Origin of the sequence: Amycolatopsis halotolerans (genome assembly GCF_042647905.1) — a bacterium.
Classification (GTDB): domain Bacteria; phylum Actinomycetota; class Actinomycetes; order Mycobacteriales; family Pseudonocardiaceae; genus Amycolatopsis; species Amycolatopsis halotolerans.
In genome coordinates this window covers 426,492-447,295 of record NZ_JBHRWI010000020.1, presented here as the reverse complement: position 1 = coordinate 447,295, position 20,804 = coordinate 426,492, and the positions used below count along the sequence as shown (strand labels likewise).

Here is a 20,804-nt window from a genome sequence, read left to right as displayed (position 1 = left end):
TTCAGTCCTTCGCAGCCACCGGCTCGCCGGCCAGATAAGCCAGGAGCTTCAGTCGGACGTCGTCATTGCTCGCCGCCACCGCGCTGGCCAGCTCCAGCGCGTCCGGCTTCGGCGGGTACGTCGGGTTGGGCAGCGCGATCACGGTGAGCCCGGCCGCGGCCGCCGCCCGGATGCCGTTGCTGGAGTCCTCGACCCCGAGGCACTCGCTGCCCGCTTTGCCGAGCCGGGCCGCCGCCTCCAGGTACACGTCCGGGTTCGGCTTGCCCCGCGCGACCTCGGCGCTGGACACCGTCGCGGTGAACTCGCCGGTGAGCTGGTGTTTCTCCAGCACCGCGTCGATCACCCGGCGGGCGGCTGACGACGCGAGCGCGACCGGGACCCGCTCGCTGACCTCGCGCACCATCGCACCCGCGCCGGGCAGCAGCGGCGCTTCTCCCGCGTCGATCGAGGCGATCATGCCGTCGACCACCGCGCGTTCCACCTCGTCCGCCTGGTCCGGCACCCCGCACCGGCGGGCGAGATAGCCGGCCCATTCGGGCGCGCTCATGCCTTGTACCGAGGCCGTGTCCTCCGCCGTCCACTCGACCTGGTGGCGAGCGGCGAAAGCGACCCAGTTCTCCTCCCAGAGGTGTTCACTTTCCACCAGGACACCGTCGAGGTCGAACACCACCGCGTCGAGCGTCATCCACCAGATCCCTTCAGAGAGCGAGCCCGTTTCACACGAGCAATGTTAAGTTAACAGCGGAGATGAGAAGTTCGCAAGGGTGTTCACACACAAGGAGGGCACGAGTGGGCGCACGGCTGCTGCTGGCCAGGCACGGGCAGACCGAATGGCACGCGGAGAACCGCTACGCGGGCACCAGCGAGGTAGCGCTGACCGAGGAGGGGATCCGCCAGGCCGGCGCGCTGGCCGCGTACGCCCGCCGGGTGAAACCGGACGGGCTGTTCTGCTCGCCGCAACGACGTGCCCGGCGCACGATCGAACCGGCGGCCGAGGCGCTTGGACTGGTCCCGGAAATCGTCCCCGACCTGCGGGAAACCTATTTCGGGATCGCCGAGGGCCACACCCGCGACGAGGTGCGCCGGACCGACCCCGAGGCGGTCGAACACTTCCTCGCCGACCCGATCGCCGGCGCGTTCCCCGGCGCCGACGATCCGGCCGAAGCGGCCGAGCGCGGGGCGCGCGCGATCCGGGCGATTGCCGCCGCGACCAGCGGAACTGCACTGGTCGTCGCCCACAACACGCTGCTGCGGCTCACGCTTTGCCAGCTGCTCGGCATCCCGCTGTCCCGCTACCGCGGCGTGTTTCCCCGGCTGGACAACGCGGCCGTCACCGAACTGGAGGTGAGCGGTGACCGAACTGCCCTGGTGCGCTTCAACCTCCCAGTGGAACCGCGATAATCACGGCATGTCGAGCGAAAAGCCTGCCGGACACCCCCGCGAGAACCGCCAGCAGCGGCTGACCGAGCACGTGTTCCAGCGGGGTTCGGCGACCATCGGCGAGCTCGTCGACCTGCTGGGCGTCAGCATGATGACGGTGCACCGGGACATCGACGAGCTGTCCAGGCGCGGCCTGGTCCGCAAGTACCGCGGCGGGGTCTCGGCGATGCCGTCGACAGTGTTCGAGAGCAACGCCGAATACCGGATGAACGCGCACGTCGACGCCAAACGGCTGATCGCGATGCACGCGGTGGAGCAGGTCGAGCCCGGCATGTCGGTGCTGCTCGACGATTCCACGAGCGCGCTCGCGCTGGCCCGGCTGCTGGTCGACGTGACCCCGCTGACCGTGGCCACGAACTACCTCGCCGCGATCGACGTCCTCAAGAACGTCCACGAGCTGCGGCTGATCTGCATCGGCGGCGACTACTCGCCCACCCACGACTCGTTCCTCGGCATGCAGAGCATCGAGTCGATCGAGCGGCTCTCGGTGGACATCGCGTTCGTGTCGACCTCGGCGATGAGCACGTCGATGAGCTTCCACCAGGAGCCCGAGATCGTGATGATCAAGCGGGCCATGCTGGCCGCCGCGCGGCACAAGGTGCTGCTGATGGACCACAGCAAGATGAAGCGCACGGCACTGCACCGGCTCGCCCCGCTGGACGACTACGACCTGCTGATCGTGGACGAGGAGGCCGATCCGCACTACGTCGACGAGCTGCGCAGCCGGGTCGAGGTGCAGGTCGCCGAACATCCCGACAACTGATCGACTTCATAACACTCTTGCGTGCTAAGTTCACACAGTCCATGATACGTTTGATCTCGACGTCATGGAGGCGTGTATGAACGAGTCGGCAACAGCGGAGTTGCCCAAGTCGGGCTTCGGGCGCTTGCTCACGAAATGGGGGCTGCCCGCGCCCCTGTTCCTCGGGTATGTCGGTCTGCTCCTGTTCATGATCGGCGACGGAGTGGAGTCCGGCTTCATCGCGCCGTACATGGCGGACAACGGCGCGGGCACGGAAATCAAAGCGTCGTATGTGATCACCGTGTACGGCATCGCCGTGATGCTGGCGTCGTGGCTTTCGGGCGCGCTGTCCGAACTGTGGGGGCCGCGGCGGGTGATGATCATCGGCCTGGTCATCTGGCTGGTGTTCGACGCGCTGTTCCTGACGCTCGGCCTCGCCAGCGGAAACTACGCGGCCATGCTGATCTGCTACGGCATCCGCGGATTCGGCTATCCGATGTTCGCGTTCGGCTTCCTGGTGTGGATCACCGCGGTGGCTCCGGTCGCGCGGCTCGGCGCGGCAGTCGGCTGGTTCTACTTCGCCTTCACCGGCGGCCTCCCCACGCTCGGCGCGCTCGTCGCGAGCTTCACCAACCCGCTGTTCGGCCACTACGGCACGCTGTGGGTAGCGGTCGTGCTGCTCGGCATCGGCGGACTCGTAGCGGTGCTCGGCGTCCGGCAGCGCACGGGATACCGCAGGCTCGCGCCGCCTGACGTGAAACCGGTGCAGAGCCTGGTTTCCAGTGTCTCGATCGCGTGGAAGAAACCGCGGGTCGGCGTCGGCATGATCGTGCGGGTCATCAACACCGCGCCCGAATTCGGCATGCTGGTGTTCTTCCCGACGATCTTCATCTCCCAGATCGGGTTCGGGGAGAGCCGCTGGCTGCTGCTGGTGTCGGTGATCTACGGGACGAACATCTTCTTCAACCTGATCTTCGGCGTGCTGAGCGACCGGATCGGCTGGCGCACCACGATTTTCTGGTTCGGCGCGATCGGCTGCGCGATCTCGATCCTGCTGCTGTACTTCGTGCCGGTCGCGATGGGCGCGCAGTACTACTGGCTCGCGCTGATCGTCGGCGCCCTCTACGGCGCGACGCTCGCCGGGTTCGTGCCGATCTCCGCACTGCTGCCTTCGCTGGCCCCGGAACACAAGGGCGGCGCGATGGCGCTGTTGAACCTCGGCGCGGGTGCGGCAGCGTTCGTTGGTCCGGCGATCGTGTCGCTGTTCCTCGGACCGGCCGGTGCCGCTGGGGTGGTCATCATCTTCGCCGCGCTGTACCTGGTAGCCGCGGTGCTGGTGCGATTCCTGAAACTGCCTGAGGAAACCGAGAAAGCGCTCGCTAGCGACGGCAGCCTGCAGGATGTCGAAGAAAGGGTCAGCACGGCGTGAACGAGCAGGTCTCGGTCGGCATCGACGTCGCCACCGCGGGGGTTCGTGCCTTCGCGGTGCGCGGCGGCTCGGTCCTCGCCACCGCATCGGCGTCGCTGCCGGCACCGGTGCGCGCGGGCGGCGGCCGCAGCGAACAGGATCCGGCGGCGTGGTGGCCCGCGGTCTGTTCGGTGCTGAACGAGGTCACTGCCGCGCTGCCCGAGCGCGGCGCGGAAGTCTCGGCGGTGGCGATCGCGGCGACGTCCGGAACGATCGTCGGCGTCGATGCCGCGGGCGAACCGGTTACGCCCGCGTTGATGTACGACGACCGGCGCGGCGCGGACTACAACGCGAAAGCCGTAGAACTAGGCGCCAACCGGTGGCGGGCACTGGGTTCAGGAGTCTCGCCGACCGCGGCCCTCGGCCGGATCGCGTGGCTGGCCGAGCACACCGAGGCGGCGGCCGTCCGGCACACGCCGGAAATGATCGCGGAAAAACTGACCGGACATCCGGTCGCGGCGGATTGGTCGCACGCGCTCAAAAGCGGCTACGATCCGCTGGCTGAGGAATGGCCGTCCGAGGTGTTCGCCGGATTGGGCGTGCCAGACGGAATGCTGCCACCGGTGGTCGCACCGACAACCGTGCTCGGCGAGATTTCGTTGCCGACAGCCGGGTTGCCCGCCGGATGCCTCGTGGTGGCAGGCATGACGGACGGATGCGCGGGACAGCTGGCCGCAGGCGCGGTCGAACCGGGACGGTTCGTAGGGATTCTTGGGACCACTTATGTCCTGAAAGGCGTCACAGAATCATTGATGCCGGACCCCACCGGCGTCATGTACAGCCATCGGCATCCAGACGGCTGGTGGTTGCCAGGCGGCGCGTCGAACACCGGCGGCGAGTCCGTTTCGGACAGTCCACGCTTGGCCGAGCTGGATACGGCCGCTGCGGCTCGCGGACCAGCCGAGGTGGTGGCGTTCCCATTGCGACGCAAGGGAGAACGTTTCCCCTTCGCGCGCGGCGATGCGGAAGGCTTCGTCCTAGGCACTCCGACCGACGAGGCCGAACTGCACCGGGCTCGGCTGGAAGGAGTCGCCTTCCTGGAACGACTAGCACTGGATCACCTGCGACGACTGGGTGTCCCGGTCCGCGAACCGCTCCTCGCTGCGGGCGGCGGCAGCAAGAGTCCTTTGTGGACTCAGATCCGGGCCACCGTGAGCGGGCTTGGACTGCAAGTGGCACCGCAGGCAGAAACGGGCTACGGCGCGGCACTCCTTGCGGCGGCAGGGTGCACGCCGGGCGGGCTGAGCGCGGTGTGCGAGGGGATGCCGGTGGGGTCACTCGTCGAGCCGGATCCGCGTGAGAAAGCGGCGATGTTGGCTTCGTACCAACGGTTTTGCCGAGAGCTGCGGGACCGCGGCTGGATTGACGAGGAACTGTTCACCGTGGCGGCGGGGTGATGCGACTGGGGTAGTTGCGAGGCAAAGCCCGGTACCTAGTCAGCCTTTGCGAGATGGGCAGCGACCGAGAAAAGGTGTGCGCCGGGGTTGGCTTTCCACTACCGGGTCAGCGGCGCGGCGGCCGCACCGTCGCGGAGACGAGCGCGGCGATCGCGGTAAGGAACGCGAAGATCGTGGCCAGACCGATCGCTACCCCATTGTTCTTGTGGAAGCCGAGCACGAAGTCGAGGTGCGCGCCGAAACTCGTGCCCGCCGGCATCGGCACGGCCACAACCACCACCACGTACAGCAGGCACAGCCCGAACAGGGTCCAAGCCGCCCAGACGTGCCGCGCGAGCAGGAAGCCGGCTGGCACGACCACGGCGAACGCAGAGATCAGACCGCACACGACGTTCACCCACACCATGCCCGACCACTCGCCAACCGGGCCGCCGATCAGCACGTTCGCGAAGACGAACCACACCAGCGCGATCGCCGTGCAACCAGCGAGGGCAGCCGCGACCGCCCCGGCCGGAAAGTTCGCCCGGCGTTGGACCGACGCGGGAGTCGGCGCGGGGAAACCCGGGGGAACGGACATCCGGAACTCCTGACGATCTCGGGTAGCTGCGAGCCTCTCATTCCCCGTGGCTCGATCCACCGTGCTGTCCGGTTCCGGCCATGAGATTCGCCGCGAGGGCCGCCGCGACCGAACCGGCCGCAGTTTGCCTGGTGGTGCTGGCCTCTCATCTCCCTCGACGCGATCTATCCGGCTGTCCCGCCCGACCATGGAATTCACTGCGAGGCCCGCACTTTCGCGGGCACCAGCATGATCAGAACCGCCAGAGGAGTTCGTGCGCGCGGGAATTACCGGCCCGGTGTCCGCCGCCGACGTCGATTCGACCGATTACGCCCTCAACCCTGGCACCGTCGCAGGCCAAGCAGCGCTGGTGGTCGGAGTGTCGCAGGAATCAGGGCAGCAGGGCGGGTCAGGAACGGCCCGCGCGCGAGCGGCCGGTTGACAGTGCGGTGCGAGAGGCTGGCGGATACGACGGGGCGCGGAGTCAACTGGAGATAGGTCAGGAACAGCCTGCGGGACGGCAACCCGGGCCACGGCCATTGCCGCTGCAAGAGGCCAGCGGTTCAGCAAGTTTGGCAGTTGCTGCGGGCCAACGGCCGCCGGTGCGTCCGGGGTCGGCTGGGTAAGTCAGGAACGGCCCGCGCGAGGGCGGCCGGGGCGACGGCCATTGCCGTTGCCGGTCCGAGGGGCGGGCGGGTCTGCGGGTTTGGCGGCTTGCTGCGAGTCCGCGGCCGCCGGGGCGTCCGGAGTGGCGGATGCGGCTGGGCGCGGGGTCGGCTGGGGCAGGGCGGGTGAGTCACTCGGCGAAGGCGCGTCGGATGAAGCCTGCGGAGGCTCCGCAGGCGCCGCTTCCTCTTCCTGCGTACCGAGAAAGCGCAATGCCTCCTGGACGGCCTCGTTAGTGGCAGCGATCCGGTCGGCGACCTTTGTCCGCAGGTCCAGGGCAAGGGTGCGCGACTCGGTGGCTTCGGTCTGCTTCTGGAAGGCGTCGGCGAGCGCGGTCTCGGCCTGTGTCTTCTTGACTGCGATCTCTTCCGACGCCCGACGGTCGGCTTCGGCTCGGACTTTGACGGCTTCGGCTTCGGCGGCGGCGTCGGTTTCGGCGCGGACTCGAGCCGATTCTTCGTCGGCGGCAACGCGAGCGGCTTCGGCGGCGGCATCGGCCTCGGCGCGGGCTTGGGCGGCTGCTTCGTCGGCTTCGGTGCGGACGCGGAGGGCTTCCGCATCCTTCTCGTCGCGGATTCGGCGGGCTTCGGCGTCCGCGGCCAGGCGGGCGTGCTGGGATTCGGCGTCGGCCTTGGCTCGGGCTTCGGCTGCGGCTTCGTCGGTCTGAGTGCGGGCTGCCAACGCCGCTTGGTCTGCTTCGGCGCGGGCCGCTGCGGAGGACTGGTCTGCCTCGGCTCGGGCGGTTGCGGAGAGTTCGTCGGCTTCGGCGCGAGCGCGGTCGGCGGCCTCGGTGCGGGACGCGATCTCCGCATCGGCCGCGGCGGTCCGGGTGGCGATGTCCTCATTAGCTGCCGCGGTCCGGGAGGCAATATCCGAATCAGCCGCAGCAGTACGGGTGGTGATATCCGAATCAGCCGCAGCCGTGCGAGTGGCAATGTCCGAATCGGCCGCAGCCGTACGGGTGGTGATGTCCTCGTCGGCCGCTGCCAGGCGCGTCGCGATATCTTCGTTGCCCGCCTTGAGCCGCGCTTCCAGATCCGCCAGGCGAGCCGCGATCTCCTCATCCGCGGCGACGGTGCGAGTGGCGATATCCGCTTCCGCAGCAGCAATCCGCGACTCAAGGTCCGCCTGCCGCGCGGCCAAGTCCTTCTCCGCGGCGGCGACCCGGGCGTCCAGAGCCTCCGAGCGCGCGGCCAGGTCGGCGTGGGTCTCCGTCAGCAATTGCTGGCGTTCCGCTTCCGCTTCCTTAGCCGCTTTGTCCGTTGCCCGTTGGGTTTCGTGCGCATAGCGGTCCGCTTCGCCGCGCGTTGAGGTCGCGTCTGCTTCCGCTGAGCGGCGGAGGTCGGCGATCTCCTCCTCGGCCAACTGCACCATCATCCGCACGCGCTCGGAGATCGCGCCCGCACCGGCCGGGCTCGAGGTGACCCGGACTAGCGCGGCCTTCGCCTCGGACAGCTCCGACTGGGCTGTCGTCAGCGCCTTCGTGAGCTCGCCCGCGGTCGCCACCGCCTCGTCGCGGCCGTGGGAGGTCGTGTTCAGCTCGCTGGTCAGCTGGGCGATGCGGGCGTCGACCTGGTGGGGGTCGTAACCCTTGCGGGTAACAGCAAAGGCGGGGTGCTGCGGCTTTTCGGGCGCGACCATCGGGCTACCTTAGTGATCGGGGCACCCGAGGCACGTACCGCCAAACGGCTGTATTACGAAGCGCGAAACCCGACGTCACGCATGGCATCCTGTCCCCTCGACCTACCGCGCGGGCGAACGGGGCAGACGCATGGACCTTTCAGCCATCGCCGCGGACCTGGCCGCGCACTGGCACGTGTACGCGACCATGCCGTTCATCGCGGCACTCATCGGCTACCTGACCAAACGCGTCGCGATCGAGATGATGTTCCGGCCGCTCGAGTTCCGCGGCATCCGGCCCTTCCTCGGCTGGCAGGGCGTCATCCCGGCCAACTCTCGGCGAATGGCGACCACGGCGGTCGACCTCCTGACCAAGAATCTTCTCGACCCGCGTGAGGTCTTCGCTCGGCTCGATCCCGAGGAAATGGTCGCGCAGCTGGAAGAACCGCTGCTGAAGGCGGTCGACGAGGTCACCCGCGAGGTCTTCGAGACCTATCAGCCGCGGCTGTGGGAAATGCTGCCCGCTCGCGCGCAGCAGGTGCTGGTGGACCGCGTCCGCGCGCAGGCACCCGAGGTCGTGAAGCGGCTGATGCGGGAAGTGTCGGCCAATGTGGACGAAGTTCTCGACGTCAACGACATGCTGATCAACGCCATGGTCCGGGACAAATCGCTCACCTGCCGGTTGATCCGCGAGGTCGCCGCGCCCGAGTTCCGGTTCATCGCGCGCAGCGGGATCGGGTTCGGATTCGTCATCGGGCTCGTCCAGCTCATCGCGTGGGCGCTCACGAAACAACCGGTGATCATGCCGATTTTCGGTTTCGTCACGGGCTTCGTCACGGACTGGCTCGCGCTCAAAATGATCTTCTACCCGCGTCAGCCGCGCCGGTTCTTGTTCTTCACCTGGCAGGGAATGTTCCAAAAACGCCGCGCTCAGGTCGCCGCGGATTACGGTGCGTTGATCGCGGAGGAAGTCCTCACCGCGGGCAATGTGCTGGAGGCCGTGCTGACCGGGCCGCGGGCGGACAAGTTGTTCGCGCTCGTCACGCGGGAAGTCCAGCGAACCGTCGACGCGCAGGCTGGGCTGGCGAAACCGCTGGTCGCGCTGGCTGTCGGCGGGCGCGAGTACCAGCAGATGAAGCAGGCCGCCGCGGAGAAGGCCATCGCGTATCTGCCGGAGACCGTGAAGCATGTCGAGAGTTATGCGACCGACGCACTCGACGTCCGCAACACCATCGTCGAGAAGATGCAGCAGCTGACTCCGCTGGAGTTCGAGGGCATTCTCCGGCCGGCGTTCAAACAGGACGAATGGAAGCTGATCGCGGTCGGCGCGGTGATCGGCGGTCTCGTCGGCGAACTGCAGGTCCTGCTCCTGCTCCACTGAACGCGCGGGTTACCGTTCCGTAGGCAACACGGAGGGGACGCGCGTGCACACTTTCGCCGAGCACTGGCCGGTGTACGTCTCCATGCCGTTCATCGCGGCACTCATCGGCTATGTCACCAAGCGCGTCGCCATCGAGATGATGTTCCAGCCGCTCGAATTCGTCGGCCTGCGGCCCTTTCTCGGCTGGCAGGGCGTGCTGCCCGCGAACGCCGAGCGGATGGCGACGACCGCGACCGAAATGCTCACCACCAATCTCGTCGACCCGCAGGAGATCTTCGCCCGGCTCGACCCGGCGCAGGTCGCGAAGGAGATCGAACAGCCGCTGCTGCGCGTGGTCGAGGACGTCACCCGCGAGGTGATGGAGACCTACCAGCCGCGACTGTGGGAAATGCTGCCGTCCGGCGCGCAGCAGCTGTTGCTGAAACGCGTGCAGGCGGAGGCGCCTCGGGCGATCACGAAGATCATGCGCGAGATTTCCCAGAACATCGAGGACGTGCTCGACCTCAAGCACATGGTCGTCACGAACCTGGTGCGCGACAAGGCTTTGCTGAACCGGCTCATCCGCGACATCTCGCGGCCGGAAATGCGGTTCATCGCGCGGTCGGGGATCTGGTTCGGGTTCGCTCTCGGCTGCGTGCAGCTGCTCGTGTGGACGCTGACGCGCTCGCCGATCGTGCTGCCGTTGTTCGGTCTCGCGATCGGCTGGCTGACCGACTGGCTCGCGCTCAAAATGATCTTCCTGCCGCGCGAGCCGAAACGGTTCTTCGGCTTTTACAACTGGCAGGGCGTGTTCCAGAAGCGCCGCGACGAGGTGGCCGCCGACTACGGCGACATGATCGCGCGCGAGATCATCACCGTGCCGAATCTGCTGGAAGCCGTGCTGCGCGGGCCGAAAGCGGACCGGTTGTTCTCGCTGATCAGCCGTGAGGTGCAGAAGACGATCGACGCGCAGGCGAGCGTCGTGAAGCCGTTCGTCGCGATCGCGGTGGGCACGAAACGGTTCCAGGAAATGAAGCAGGTCGCCGCCGCGAAGGCCGCCGAGCGGGTGCCGGACACCATCCGGCACGCGGAGACGTACGCGATCAACGCGCTCGACGTCCGCAACACGATCGTGGACCGGATGCGCCGGCTCAGCCCGCTCGAGTTCGAGCAGCTGCTGCGACCGGCGTTCCGGCAGGACGAATGGAAGCTGATCGCGGTCGGCGCGGTGATCGGCGGGCTGGTCGGCGAACTGCAGGCGTTGCTTCTCCTCGGGTAGCGGCGCACGCGATACGGTTTCCTTCCGGAGCGGGGAGGGAGACCCGGTGGACGCAGTGCTGGACGACTTCGCGCGGCACTGGCCGGTGTACGTCTCGATGCCGTTCGTCGCCGCGCTGATCGGCTACGTCACCAAGCGCGTCGCGATCGAGATGATGTTCCGCCCGCTCGAATTCATCGGTATCCGGCCGGTCTTCGGCTGGCAGGGCGTGGTGCCGAAGCACGGCGGGCGGATGGCCGCGATCGCGACCGACCTGCTCACCGCGAACCTGCTCGACATCGAAGAGGTCTTCGCCCGCGTCGACCCGGTGATCATCACCCGCGAACTCGAACAGCCGCTGCTGCGCGCGGTCGACGGGATCGCCCGCGACGTGCTCGAACAGCATCATCCGCGGCTGTGGGAGGTCATGCCCACGATCGCGCAGGAACTGCTGATCAAACAGGTGCAGGCCAGCACGCCGCAGCTGGTGCGGGAGTTCCTGGACGAGGTCCGCGACAACCTCGACGAGGTCCTCGACGTCCGGCACATGACGGTCGAACGGCTCACCCGCGACCGCGCGCTGCTGGTCCGGCTGATCCGCGAAACGTCCCGGCCGGAGATGACGTTCATCGCGCGCGCCGGGATCGTCTTCGGCTTCGTGCTCGGTCTCGTTCAGGCCCTGGTGTGGGCGCTGACCCGGCAGCCGCTGGTGCTGCCGATCTTCGGCGGCGCGATCGGGCTGTTCACCGACTGGCTGGCGATCAAGATGATCTTCCTGCCGCGCGAGCCAGTGCGGCTGGGCCGGGTCATCCTGCAGGGCAAGTTCCAGCGGCGGCGGGCCGAAGTGGCCCGCCAATACGGCGAACTGGTTGCCAACGAGGTGCTGACCGTCCCGAACTTGCTCGACGCCCTGCTGCGCGGCCCGAAGTCGGACCGGCTCGTGGCGATGGTCGAACGCGCCGTCGGGCACGCGGTGGACGCGCAGGTCAGCGCCGCGAAACCGGTGGTCGCGCTCGCTGTCGGGGCGCAGCGGCTGCAGGAGATGAAGCACGCCGCGGCGCAGCGGGCGCTGGCTGAGATGCCGCTGACCGCGCGGTACGCCGAGGGGTACCTGACCGAGGCGATGGACGTGGCGAAGATGGTCGAGCAGCGGATGCTCGCGCTGACGCCGCTGGAGTTCGAGGGCCTGCTGCGGCCGGCGTTCCGGCAGGACGAGTGGAAGCTGATAGCGGTCGGCGGCGTGATCGGGTTCCTCGTCGGCGAGCTGCAAGTCCTCCTCATGCTCGGCTGACTTTTCGGCGGTTGTTCGCGCCGGGCTCACTCGAACTGACTAACCTCAGTGACGTGTCCGAGCCACCGCAGCTGCCCGCAGTCCACGAGGCCTACCTGCCCCGCGAGCACGCGCTGCATCGCCCGCGGCACGGCAAGCGGCAGCTGACCGCGCTGGTCAGCGCCCTGTTGTTCTTCGTGACACCCACCATGCTGTGGGTCGTCGGGGTCCGGCCGAGCGAGATCGAGAACCACAAGCTCGCCGGATTCCCCAGCCTCGGCGAGGGGTTCACGTTCTTCACCAACCTCCCCAAATGGGCGACGGACCAGCTGTCGTTCCGCGCGGGCGCGATCAACGCGGCGAACGGGATCAGCGAGGGCGTCTTCGGCGAGGCCGCGCCGCTCGACCAGGGTTCGGCGTCGAACAACGGCCCGATCCCGGCACCGCCGCTGCAGCAGCCGGGCGCGCCGAACACAGGTCCGACGGTGCCGAGCGGACCGGGTTCCAGCCAGGCTGGATACCGCAAGGTGGTTCAGGGCGCGGACGGCTGGCTGTACTACGGCTACGACTCCGAGGCGAAATGCACGCCGACCCAGGACATCGACACCACGATGAAGCGGATCGACGAACTCCGCGCGGCTGTCGAGGCGTCGGGCCGGAAGTTCGTGTTCGTGGTGACGCCGGACAAGACGACGATGGTGCCGCAGTTCCTGCCCGCCAGCTACCCGGGCAAGGAATGTTCGCAGGCCGCCTCGCCGAACGACTGGTACAAGATCACCACCGAAGGCCACTCGCTCGACCTGCGCCCGCAACTCGCCGCCGAAGCGGCCAGGGTCGGGCACCCGATCTACGCCCCGAACGACACGCACTGGCGCGACGAAGGCGGCCTCGTCCTGACCCGCGCGCTCGCCGAGACGCTCAAGCCGGGCTCCACGAACAGCTGGCTGAGCGCCCCGGACGGCCAGTACGACGCGGTCGCGGACCTGCCGCTGCTGCTCGGCCAGACCGGCGTCAAGACGAACACCCGGTACAACCTGCGCCCGGACGGCGTCACCGACCGCGCGGGAGAATTCGTCGGCAGCATCGACCAGCCGGTGCACCGCTCGGCCCCGCCGATCGTCGGCACGATCGACCAGCCGACCCTCGTCTACGGCGACTCGTTCAGCCTCGCGTCGTCGCGGTACCTGGAGGCAGCGTTCACGAATCTCACGTATCTGGCGTATTCGACGGACAAGACGCCGCAGTCGCAGGCGGTGGACCAGTTCGTGAACTCGCACGTGGTGGTGTTGCAGGCGGTGGAGCGAAATGTCGCGGGCGGGTTGGTGCCGTTTACTGACGAGGGGTTTATTTCGGCGGTGAAGACGGCGTTGGCACAGCATCCGATCCGGTAGCCGCTTCTTCAAGTCCGTGAGGGGAACCCTGAGGGAATCAGATTCCCTCAGGGTTCCCCTCACGGACATCAGGCCGGGTACGGCTACGGCTAACCGACCGGAACCGGGGCCGCTTCCACCGGGCTGGTCCGCACCCCGCGCCGACGGTCGCGGACCCACGCGAGCACCCGGCACACCAGATAAATCAAGAACGAAATCGAAGTCACGAACGCGCTCACCGGCAGCCCCGGCGCGAGCGACAGCACGATCCCGCCCAGGGCGGAAATCTCCGCGAACACCACGGACAACACCGTCGCGCGCAGCGGGCTCGCCGTCACCCGGGCAGCAGCCGCGGCAGGGGTCACCATCAGCGCGACCACCAGAAGCGACCCGACCACCTGCACGCTCAGCGCCGTCGCGACACCGACCAGCAGGGAAAACAGCACCGTCAAAGTCTTGACCGGGACCCCGCGTGCCTCGGCTACCGCGCGGTCGACGCTGGCGAACAGCAGCGGGCGGTAGATCAGCGCCAGCACCGCCAGGACCGCGGCGGCGGCGATCACCAAGGCGGTCAGGTTCGTGCTGTCCACGGTGATGATCTGGCCGGTCAGGATCCCGAATTTGTTCGCTGACCGTCCTTTGTAGAACGACAGCAGCAGGACGCCCATGCCCAGCCCGAAAGACAGGATCACGCCGATGACCGAATCGCGGTCGGAGTCGCGGATTCCCAGGATTCCCAGCAGCAGCGCGGCAGCCACCGCACCGGCGAGTGCGCCGTATTCCACGCCGACGCCCAGCAGCAGTGCGCCAGCGGCACCGGTGAAGGCCAGTTCGGACGTGCCGTGCACCGCGAAGGACATGCGGCGCATCACGATCAGCGGGCCGAGCACCCCGGCCAGCAGGCCCAGCACCGCGGCGGCGATCAGCGCGATCCGGACGCTGTCCAGTTCCGCGATCAGCTCCCACGTCTTGGCGAAGTCGAACATGCCGTCCAAGGCTCAGCCCACTGCTTCCTGCTCGTGGTGATGCGGTTCGTCCTCGCACAGCGCGCTTTGCGCACCCGCGATGTGAATCTGCCCGCCGACGCGCAGCACCTCGATCTTCGTCCCGTACAGGTCCGACAGCGTCTCCGAGGTCATCACCTCGTCCGGCTTGCCGATCCGGAACTGGCCGTTCACCAGGTACAGCACGCGGTCGACGAACTGCAGGACCGGGTTGATCTCGTGTGTCACGAACAGCACCGCGGACCCGGCTTCCCGCCGTCGCGCGTCGATCAATTCGCTGACGGCGCGCTGGTGCGCCAGGTCCAGCGACAGCAGCGGTTCGTCGCACAGCAGCACCGTCGGGTCGCCGACCAGTGCTTGCGCCACCCTGAGCCGTTGCTGCTCACCGCCGGACAGGCGGCCGACCGGATGTTTCGCGTAGCGCGTGCCGCCGACCGATTCGATCACCGACGCGACGCGGCGTTTCCGTGCGCGCATTCCGGCCAGGCCGGGGCCCCAGCGGTGGCCGTCCAGGCCCAGGCCGACGAGGTCGACGCCGCGCAGCGTGAGCGAATCGTCGATCGCTCGCTGCTGCGGGATGTAGCCGACCTTGCGGTTCGCGCCGCCCGGACGGCCGCCGGCGATTTCCACCGTGCCCGCCGACAGCGACTGCATTCCCAGCAACGCCTTGAGGAAGCTGCTTTTGCCGGAACCGTTCGGGCCGAGGACGGCCAGGAATTCGCCCGGCTCGACGTCCAGGTCCAAACCGGACCAGAGGGTGCGGTCGCCGAAGGCGAGCCCGGCCCCGCGCACGCGGACCGCGGGGCCGGCTTCCGGAAGCTGGACGGACATCAGCTGTTCAGAGCCCCCGACAGCGCGTCCACATCCTTGGTCATCCAGTCAATGTAGCCCGTGACGTTCGCCGGGAGCGTCTCGGATACGTCGACCACCGCGACCCCGGACGCCTTCGCGTCGGCGACGGCCTGCTTGGTCAGCGGGGTGACCGTCTGCACGTTGTTGACCAGCGCCTTCACCTGCTTTTCCTTGATCAGCTTGGTGAAGTCGGAGACCGCTGCGGCGGGCACGTCGGTCTCGTTCTCGATCGCGTCGGAGAAGGCCTTCGGGGTGGCGTCTGCGATGTTCGCGGTCTTCAGCAGGTAGTGCGCGACCGGTTCGGTGACGACGACCTTCGTGTTCGGGTGCGCGGTGCCGAGCGCGCCCGCCTTCTTGATCAGGCCGTCGAGCTGGCCCTTGAAGGTCTTGGCGTTGTCGTCGAACTTCTGCTTCGACGCGGGCTGGATCTCGCCGAGCGCGGCCGCGACCTGGTCGGCGACCTTCTCGACGCCCGGCAGGTCGTACCAGACGTGCTCGTTCTCCTCGCCCGGCTTGGCGATGTCGTAGGCGACCAGTTTCTTCGCCGAAGCCGCCTCGCCGGACAGCTTGGTGAAGAACTCGTCGTAGCCGCCGCCGTTGGCCAGCGTCAGCTGCGCCTTCTTGGCGGCGAGCGCGTCGTCGGCGGTGGATTCGTAGGAGTGCGGGTCGGCCGACGGGTCGTGAATGATCGACGTGACCTGCACTTTGTCGCCGCCGATGGCGGACGCGACGCTGCCCCAGACATCGGTGGAGGCGACGACCTTCACCTGGTCGCCCGTTCCCCCTCCCGCCCCGGAACCGGTCGAGGACGTGCTGGAGCACGCGCCGAGCGCGAACACAGCCAAAGCCGACGCGGCGGCGAGAACGCTCGTGGTGCGGCGGGAAGTCATCGGGCACTCCTGGGTCGAACTGCTAATGGAAACCGTTGTCAGATTCACTTTACCCCATCCGAACGGCGAGCCTCACTCCACCGGGTGGCCGTACCCGCTCTTGATCACCGAGAGGATCGAGACGCTCACCACAGGGGTGTCGCTTCTGGAAAACGATCTGAACCGTTACGGTTTGCGGATGGGCCGTCCTATTCGCACCCGGAGGCAGGCGACATTGGCGTCGCTCGCGGCGGAACTCGGGGTGTCCAGGACCACCGTGTCCAACGCCTACAACCGCCCGGATCAGCTCTCCCCGGAACTGCGCCGCAGGGTGCTCGAGACCGCGCGCCGGCTCGGCTACCCCGGCCCGGACCCGGTCGCGCGTTCGCTGCGCACCCGCAAGGCGGGCGCGGTCGGATTGTTGCTGACCGAGAACCTTTCCTACGCTTTCCGCGACCCGGCCGCCGTCGGCGTGCTCGAAGGGCTCGCGCTGGCCTGCGAGGACGCGGGTGTCGGCCTGCATCTCGTGCCCGCCAGCCCCGGTCGCGAAGACCTCGCCGCGGTGCACCGCGCGGGCGTGGACGGGTTCGTCGTGTACTCCGTGCCGGACGACGACCCGCATCTCGCGGCCGTCCTGGAACGGCCCGTGCCGACGGTGATCATCGACCAGCCCCGCATCGAGGGCGTCGACCGCGTCGGCCCGGACGACGCGGCCGCCGTCACACAGCTCGCCGACCATCTGGTCGCGCTCGGCCACCGGCAGATCGGCGTCCTCTGCATGCGGCTCGGCCGCGAGCGCAACGACGACTTCGTGACCTCCGAACGCCAGAGCGGCGCGCATTTCCACGTGCAGCGCACCCGGCTGGAGGCGCTGGCGACGGCGTTTTCCTCGGCTGGCGTCGACTGGGCGACCGTGCCCGTGGTCGAGCGCTTCGACCACACGGTGGACGACGGTGCTTCTGCCGCGCGCCAGCTGCTGGACGCGTATCCGCAGGTCACCGCGCTGGTCTGCACCTCGGACATTCTCGCGCTCGGTGCGCTGGCCGAGGCCGCGCGCCGCGGGCTGAGGGTGCCCCTCGACCTCACGGTGACCGGTTTCGACGGCATCGCCGAGGCGGAGCGCTCCGGGCTCACGACGGTGCATCAGCCGGTGCTGGAGAAGGGCAAGGTGGCCGGACGGCTGCTGCTCAGCTCGGCCGAGCGGGTCGGGCCCAAGGTCATCACGCTGCCGACTGAGCTGCGGGTGGGACGCACGTCGGCGCCGCCGCGGACGGTCGAGGAGCCTTGGTTCGGCGGCTGAGCCGTGGGTGGCGATGCCGGTGAGAACCGGCACGTGCTGGCTGCCTACGGTGGCGAGCGCCCCAATGTGGCATTGGGTGCATCTGACGCACCCAATGTGGCGTTCGGTGCGTTGAGCGCACCCAATGTGGCATTGGGGCGCGTAAGACCGCGCACCACCCGAACCCGCAGAGCGCTGAGGGCTGAGGGCTGAGGGCTCGTGAGTGTCTGCGCCGGTGAGAACCGGCATGAACACGCACAAGTCACCCCAGCCTTTGCCGTGATTTCGGGCCCACCGCATTGTGTGCGCGCCTGCGGGCCGGTTCCATGGACGGGAACCGCCCGCGTCCCGCGGGGAAGCGCAGGCCGAAAGGTGCCCCATGACCTCCATCGACGTGCTGCTCAAGCGTAATCAGGAAATCGGGGACATCGTCCCCGGCGACCGGTCCTCCCCCAAGCCGTCGCTGCAGGTGTCGATCCTGACCTGCATGGACGCGCGGATCCGGGTGTTCGAGATCTTCGGCCTGCTCCAGGGCGAGGCCCACGTGCTGCGCAACGCGGGCGGCGTGGTCACCGACGACATGATCCGCTCGCTCGCGCTCAGCCAGCGCAAGCTCGGCACCCGCGAGGTGCTGATCGTCCAGCACACCGACTGCGGCCTCTCCACGGTCACCGAGGACGAGTTCAAGGACGAACTGGAGACTGCCACCGGGCTGCGGCCGACCTGGGCGGTCGAGGCGTTCCGCAAGGTCGAGGACAGCGTGCGCACCTCGGTGGAGCGCGCCCGGCGCAGCGACTTCCTCCTGCACAACGACAACGTGCGCGGATTCGTCTACGACGTGAAGGCCGGGAGCCTGACCGAGGTCAAGTAAGCGCCGTCGTATTCAATGGCGGGGTGGCAGTTGACACCGAGGTACTGATCGACTGGTTCGCCGACGTTGGCCGGGACCTGCCGTGGCGGGAACCGGACTGCTCCGCGTGGGGTGTGCTGGTCAGCGAAATCATGCTGCAGCAGACGCCGGTCTCGCGCGTCCAGCCGATCTGGCTGGAGTGGATGGCCCGCTGGCCGGTGCCCTCAGCGCTGGCCGCCGAGACCACCGGCGAGGTCGTGCGCGCGTGGGGCAAGCTCGGCTACCCGCGTCGCGCGCTTCGGCTGCACGCCGCCGCCACCGTCATCGCTCAGGAGCACGGCGACGTCGTACCGTCCGATGTGGACACTCTGCTCGCCTTGCCCGGCATCGGCGCGTACACGGCGCGCGCGGTGGCGGCGTTCGCGTACGGCAAGCGCGCGCCAGTGGTGGACACGAACGTCCGGCGGGTGGTCGCGCGTGCCGTTCATGGCGCGGGTGACGCCGGCCCGGCGTCGAACACCCGCGACATGGCGGATGTCGAGGCGTTGCTGCCCGCCGAAGACGCGCCCGCGGCGAAGCTGTCCGCGGCATTGATGGAACTGGGCGCGCTGATCTGCACCGCCCGGTCGCCGAAGTGCGCGGAATGCCCGATTTATGCCGAATGCGCGTGGCAGCACAACGGCCGTCCCGAATACGCCGGCCCGGCCAAGCCGGTGCAGAAGTTCGCCGGCACCGACCGGCAGGTGCGCGGGCTGCTGCTGGACGTCCTGCGCGGCAGCGAGGGGCCGGTCGAGAAGGCGCGGCTGGACCTCGTGTGGCACGAATCCGGCCAGCGCGACCGGTGCCTGGATTCGCTGCTCGTGGACGGTCTGCTGGAGCAAACGCCCGACGGGCTCTTCGCGCTTCCCGGGGAACACTGACGCACTACGACGAAAGTCGGCAAAAAGTTGTCCCCTCCGGGGCGCCGGGTTAGCTTTCCTCCCGTCGCACTTCCGGGCTGAGGAGTTCCGCATGGGGGAAGCAACGCGTCGTGCCGTCTTGAAGGGCGGCCTCACCGTCACCGCCGTGAGCGCTTTGGGGTTCGCCACGGCGAGATCCGCGGCCGCCAGCACCACGCCGACGATCCATTCGACGGCCGAGTGGAACGCCCGGCCGCCGTCGGGCGCGATCGTGGTGGAGAACCACAAGCCGACGTACATCGTGGTGCACCACACCGTCGATCCCGGCAACAACACCGACTACTCGCTGGCGCACGCCCTGCAGATCTCGCGGGACATCCAGAACTTCCACATGGACACCCGCGGCTGGATCGACACCGGCCAGCAGTTCACGAACAGCCGCGGCGGCTTCGTCACCGAGGGGCGGCACCGCAGCCTCGAAATCCTGCGCGGCGGGACGCAGCACGTGCAGGGCGCGAACGTCGCCGACCACAACAGCGAATGCCTCGGCATCGAGAACGAGGGCCTCTACAGCACGGTCGACGTGCCGGTCGCGCTGTGGGATTCGCTCGTGCAGCTGATCGCCTACATCGCGCACCAATACGGCATCACCCCCGAGTTCATCAAGGGCCACCGCGATTTCAACTCGACCGAGTGCTGCGGCCAGGTGCTCTACAACCGGCTCCCGGAACTGCGCAAGGCGGTCGGCCAGCAGCTCGGCCTGTCCGTCGCTCGGCTCGACGCTCCGGAATGGCCGCTGCTCAAGCCGGGTGACACCGGGCCGCGGGTGCGGACCGCGCAAGGCTTCCTCCGCGCGGCCGGGTTCGGCGTGCCCACCGACGGCGTGTTCGGCAAGGCGACCGCCGATGCGGTGTCCTCCTTGGCGGCTGAGCACGGGCTTTCCCGCGACAGCTGCACCGCGGCCCGGGCCAGCGACGAATCCGCGTACCTCGGCTCGGACGTCTGGCCGTTGATCGTGCCGGCGGACCGCTCGACCGCCGCGTGGCGCACCGAGCTGGCCCGCTGACCGGGGACGCCTCACGTGTGTCAGCGAGGGCGGCACACGTGGGGCGTCACAGGCCGGACAGGAACGCTTCCACCGCGCCGCGATACGTCTCGGGAGCCTCGGCGTGCGGCAGATGCGCCGAACCAGACACGATCAGGTGCTTCGCGCCGGGCACCCGCGCCGCGACCTCGGCTTGCTGACCCGCGGGCATCGCGGTGTGCTCGCCCTCGACCAGCAGCAGCGGACAGCGGATACCGTCCACAATGGACCAGTAGTCCCGGCGGCCCCATTCGGCGGCGATCTCGTACAGGTTCTCCAGGTCGGCGATCAGGTGATAGCCGTCTTCGCGTTCCTCGACGCATTCGGTGAAGTAGTCGCCCGCGGTGCCGAAGAACTCGCGCACGTGGGCCAGCGATTCGAACGGCACCGGCCAGCTCTCGAAGTAGCCGCGCCAGGTTTCGACGGTGCGTCCGCGCTGGTCCGGGGCGAAATCCTCGCTGACCACCGCGCGCACCAACTCCGGGTATTTCGCCGCGGTGGCCCACGCGTGGAGCCCGCCCATCGAATGCCCGATCAGCACGGACGGACCGAGGTCGGCCAGCACCTCCGCGACGTCCTCGGCGAACCGCTCGGTGGTCCACGGCCCGGTGTGCGGCGCGCGGCCGTGCCCGCGGGCGTCGAGGGCGTGCACGCGGCCGTACCGCTTGAGCCATCGCGCGACCGGCCACCAGGTGCGGGCGCGGCCCATCAGCCCGTGCAGCAGCAGGATCGACACGCCGGGGCGTTCGTCGCCGCCGAAGTCGATCAGGCCTGGTCGCATTAGTCCTCCCGGGTTTTCACCGCCACTTCATCACAAACC

20 protein-coding genes are annotated in these 20,804 nt (G+C 68.4%); 13 read left to right on the top strand and 7 right to left on the bottom strand.

Translation table 11 applies throughout. From position 1 onward, the window contains the following. Position 1: 1 nt before the first annotated feature. On the bottom strand, positions 2-685 hold the full coding sequence (locus ACFORO_RS17155) for an HAD family hydrolase (protein ID WP_354739789.1): 684 nt from the start codon (positions 683-685) through the stop codon (positions 2-4). Between the two features lie 104 nt (positions 686-789). Here ACFORO_RS17155 and ACFORO_RS17150 point away from each other — a divergent pair, with 104 nt between their 5' ends. The 4 genes from ACFORO_RS17150 to ACFORO_RS17135 all read left to right on the top strand — a co-directional run bounded on the left by ACFORO_RS17150 (position 790) and on the right by ACFORO_RS17135 (position 5,047). Next, entirely contained in the window at positions 790-1,401 is a 612-nt protein-coding gene (locus tag ACFORO_RS17150) for a histidine phosphatase family protein (RefSeq protein ID WP_377871128.1), read from the top strand. Between the two features lie 7 nt (positions 1,402-1,408). Further along, on the top strand, positions 1,409-2,203 hold the full coding sequence (locus ACFORO_RS17145; RefSeq protein ID WP_354739785.1) for a DeoR/GlpR family DNA-binding transcription regulator: 795 nt from the start codon (positions 1,409-1,411) through the stop codon (positions 2,201-2,203). 76 nt (positions 2,204-2,279) lie between these two features. Further along, positions 2,280-3,611, top strand: coding sequence for an MFS transporter (locus ACFORO_RS17140; protein ID WP_377871129.1), 1,332 nt, complete (start codon positions 2,280-2,282; stop codon positions 3,609-3,611). Next, on the top strand, positions 3,608-5,047 hold the full coding sequence (locus tag ACFORO_RS17135) for an FGGY-family carbohydrate kinase (RefSeq protein ID WP_377871131.1): 1,440 nt from the start codon (positions 3,608-3,610) through the stop codon (positions 5,045-5,047). Before ACFORO_RS17140 ends, ACFORO_RS17135 begins: the two co-directional genes overlap by 4 nt. 106 nt (positions 5,048-5,153) lie before the next feature. Here the strand turns inward: ACFORO_RS17135 and ACFORO_RS17130 are convergent, their stop codons facing one another. After that, positions 5,154-5,624 (bottom strand): hypothetical protein, encoded by a 471-nt coding sequence (locus ACFORO_RS17130; RefSeq protein ID WP_377871132.1) that lies wholly within the window; start codon positions 5,622-5,624, stop codon positions 5,154-5,156. A gap of 253 nt (positions 5,625-5,877) precedes the next feature. Here ACFORO_RS17130 and ACFORO_RS17125 point away from each other — a divergent pair, with 253 nt between their 5' ends. Then, positions 5,878-6,045: a hypothetical protein gene (locus ACFORO_RS17125; protein WP_377896582.1), complete on the top strand. Its 168-nt coding sequence runs from the start codon at positions 5,878-5,880 to the stop codon at positions 6,043-6,045. A gap of 185 nt (positions 6,046-6,230) precedes the next feature. On the opposite strand, the gene ACFORO_RS17120 is transcribed toward ACFORO_RS17125, so the two are convergent. Then, positions 6,231-7,910 carry a hypothetical protein gene (locus ACFORO_RS17120; protein WP_377871133.1) on the bottom strand — a complete coding sequence of 560 codons (1,680 nt, stop codon included), beginning with the start codon at positions 7,908-7,910 and terminating at the stop codon, positions 6,231-6,233. A 130-nt stretch (positions 7,911-8,040) separates the two neighbouring features. Between ACFORO_RS17120 and ACFORO_RS17115 the strand changes: the two genes are divergently transcribed. The 4 genes from ACFORO_RS17115 (at position 8,041) to ACFORO_RS17100 (ending at position 13,168) form a co-directional block, all read left to right on the top strand. Next, on the top strand, positions 8,041-9,270 hold the full coding sequence (locus ACFORO_RS17115) for a DUF445 domain-containing protein (protein WP_377871134.1): 1,230 nt from the start codon (positions 8,041-8,043) through the stop codon (positions 9,268-9,270). Between the two features lie 82 nt (positions 9,271-9,352). Then, complete coding sequence (locus ACFORO_RS17110) at positions 9,353-10,528, top strand: DUF445 family protein (protein WP_377871186.1); 1,176 nt, start codon at positions 9,353-9,355, stop codon at positions 10,526-10,528. A gap of 46 nt (positions 10,529-10,574) precedes the next feature. After that, positions 10,575-11,798, top strand: a complete 1,224-nt coding sequence (locus ACFORO_RS17105; protein ID WP_377871135.1) for a DUF445 domain-containing protein — start codon at positions 10,575-10,577, stop codon at positions 11,796-11,798. Positions 11,799-11,851: 53 nt separating this feature from the next. Beyond that, positions 11,852-13,168 (top strand): alginate O-acetyltransferase AlgX-related protein, encoded by a 1,317-nt coding sequence (locus ACFORO_RS17100; protein ID WP_354739772.1) that lies wholly within the window; start codon positions 11,852-11,854, stop codon positions 13,166-13,168. A gap of 89 nt (positions 13,169-13,257) precedes the next feature. Here the strand turns inward: ACFORO_RS17100 and ACFORO_RS17095 are convergent, their stop codons facing one another. The 3 genes from ACFORO_RS17095 to ACFORO_RS17085 are packed head-to-tail and all read right to left on the bottom strand — an operon-like array spanning position 13,258 to position 15,893. Further along, a complete protein-coding gene (locus ACFORO_RS17095; RefSeq protein WP_377871136.1) occupies positions 13,258-14,142 on the bottom strand; it encodes a metal ABC transporter permease in 885 nt (294 codons plus the stop codon). Between the two features lie 3 nt (positions 14,143-14,145). Beyond that, positions 14,146-14,982 carry a metal ABC transporter ATP-binding protein gene (locus tag ACFORO_RS17090; protein WP_377871137.1) on the bottom strand — a complete coding sequence of 279 codons (837 nt, stop codon included), beginning with the start codon at positions 14,980-14,982 and terminating at the stop codon, positions 14,146-14,148. Then, positions 14,982-15,893, bottom strand: a complete 912-nt coding sequence (locus ACFORO_RS17085; RefSeq protein ID WP_377871138.1) for a metal ABC transporter solute-binding protein, Zn/Mn family — start codon at positions 15,891-15,893, stop codon at positions 14,982-14,984. The genes ACFORO_RS17090 and ACFORO_RS17085 overlap by 1 nt, the downstream gene beginning before the upstream one ends. A 178-nt stretch (positions 15,894-16,071) precedes the next feature. On the opposite strand from ACFORO_RS17085, the gene ACFORO_RS17080 reads away from it, so the two are divergent. From ACFORO_RS17080 to ACFORO_RS17065, 4 genes are all read left to right on the top strand, one after another. Beyond that, positions 16,072-17,172 (top strand): LacI family DNA-binding transcriptional regulator, encoded by a 1,101-nt coding sequence (locus ACFORO_RS17080; protein WP_037809317.1) that lies wholly within the window; start codon positions 16,072-16,074, stop codon positions 17,170-17,172. Between the two features lie 358 nt (positions 17,173-17,530). After that, on the top strand, positions 17,531-18,022 hold the full coding sequence (locus tag ACFORO_RS17075; protein ID WP_377871140.1) for a beta-class carbonic anhydrase: 492 nt from the start codon (positions 17,531-17,533) through the stop codon (positions 18,020-18,022). A 23-nt stretch (positions 18,023-18,045) separates the two neighbouring features. After that, positions 18,046-18,921: an A/G-specific adenine glycosylase gene (locus tag ACFORO_RS17070; RefSeq protein ID WP_377871141.1), complete on the top strand. Its 876-nt coding sequence runs from the start codon at positions 18,046-18,048 to the stop codon at positions 18,919-18,921. Positions 18,922-19,012: 91 nt separating this feature from the next. Beyond that, a complete protein-coding gene (locus ACFORO_RS17065) occupies positions 19,013-19,966 on the top strand; it encodes a peptidoglycan recognition protein family protein (protein WP_377871142.1) in 954 nt (317 codons plus the stop codon). Positions 19,967-20,012: 46 nt separating this feature from the next. Here ACFORO_RS17065 and ACFORO_RS17060 read toward each other — a convergent pair whose 3' ends face one another. Further along, positions 20,013-20,765, bottom strand: coding sequence for an alpha/beta fold hydrolase (locus tag ACFORO_RS17060; RefSeq protein ID WP_377871143.1), 753 nt, complete (start codon positions 20,763-20,765; stop codon positions 20,013-20,015). Positions 20,766-20,804 lie beyond the last annotated feature (39 nt).

What these genes read in the sequence shown, in the direction of transcription:
- ACFORO_RS17065 (WP_377871142.1), top strand. Translation starts at nt 19,013, where the DNA reads ATGGGGGAAGCAACGCGTCGTGCCGTCTTGAAGGGCGGCCTCACCGTC.
- ACFORO_RS17060 (WP_377871143.1), bottom strand. Translation starts at nt 20,765, where the DNA reads ATGCGACCAGGCCTGATCGACTTCGGCGGCGACGAACGCCCCGGCGTG.
- ACFORO_RS17155 (WP_354739789.1), bottom strand. Translation starts at nt 685, where the DNA reads ATGACGCTCGACGCGGTGGTGTTCGACCTCGACGGTGTCCTGGTGGAA.
- ACFORO_RS17085 (WP_377871138.1), bottom strand. Translation starts at nt 15,893, where the DNA reads ATGACTTCCCGCCGCACCACGAGCGTTCTCGCCGCCGCGTCGGCTTTG.
- ACFORO_RS17130 (WP_377871132.1), bottom strand. Translation starts at nt 5,624, where the DNA reads ATGTCCGTTCCCCCGGGTTTCCCCGCGCCGACTCCCGCGTCGGTCCAA.
- ACFORO_RS17140 (WP_377871129.1), top strand. Translation starts at nt 2,280, where the DNA reads ATGAACGAGTCGGCAACAGCGGAGTTGCCCAAGTCGGGCTTCGGGCGC.
- ACFORO_RS17080 (WP_037809317.1), top strand. Translation starts at nt 16,072, where the DNA reads ATGGGCCGTCCTATTCGCACCCGGAGGCAGGCGACATTGGCGTCGCTC.
- ACFORO_RS17090 (WP_377871137.1), bottom strand. Translation starts at nt 14,982, where the DNA reads ATGTCCGTCCAGCTTCCGGAAGCCGGCCCCGCGGTCCGCGTGCGCGGG.
- ACFORO_RS17110 (WP_377871186.1), top strand. Translation starts at nt 9,353, where the DNA reads ATGCCGTTCATCGCGGCACTCATCGGCTATGTCACCAAGCGCGTCGCC.
- ACFORO_RS17115 (WP_377871134.1), top strand. Translation starts at nt 8,041, where the DNA reads ATGGACCTTTCAGCCATCGCCGCGGACCTGGCCGCGCACTGGCACGTG.
- ACFORO_RS17120 (WP_377871133.1), bottom strand. Translation starts at nt 7,910, where the DNA reads ATGGTCGCGCCCGAAAAGCCGCAGCACCCCGCCTTTGCTGTTACCCGC.
- ACFORO_RS17145 (WP_354739785.1), top strand. Translation starts at nt 1,409, where the DNA reads ATGTCGAGCGAAAAGCCTGCCGGACACCCCCGCGAGAACCGCCAGCAG.
- ACFORO_RS17075 (WP_377871140.1), top strand. Translation starts at nt 17,531, where the DNA reads ATGACCTCCATCGACGTGCTGCTCAAGCGTAATCAGGAAATCGGGGAC.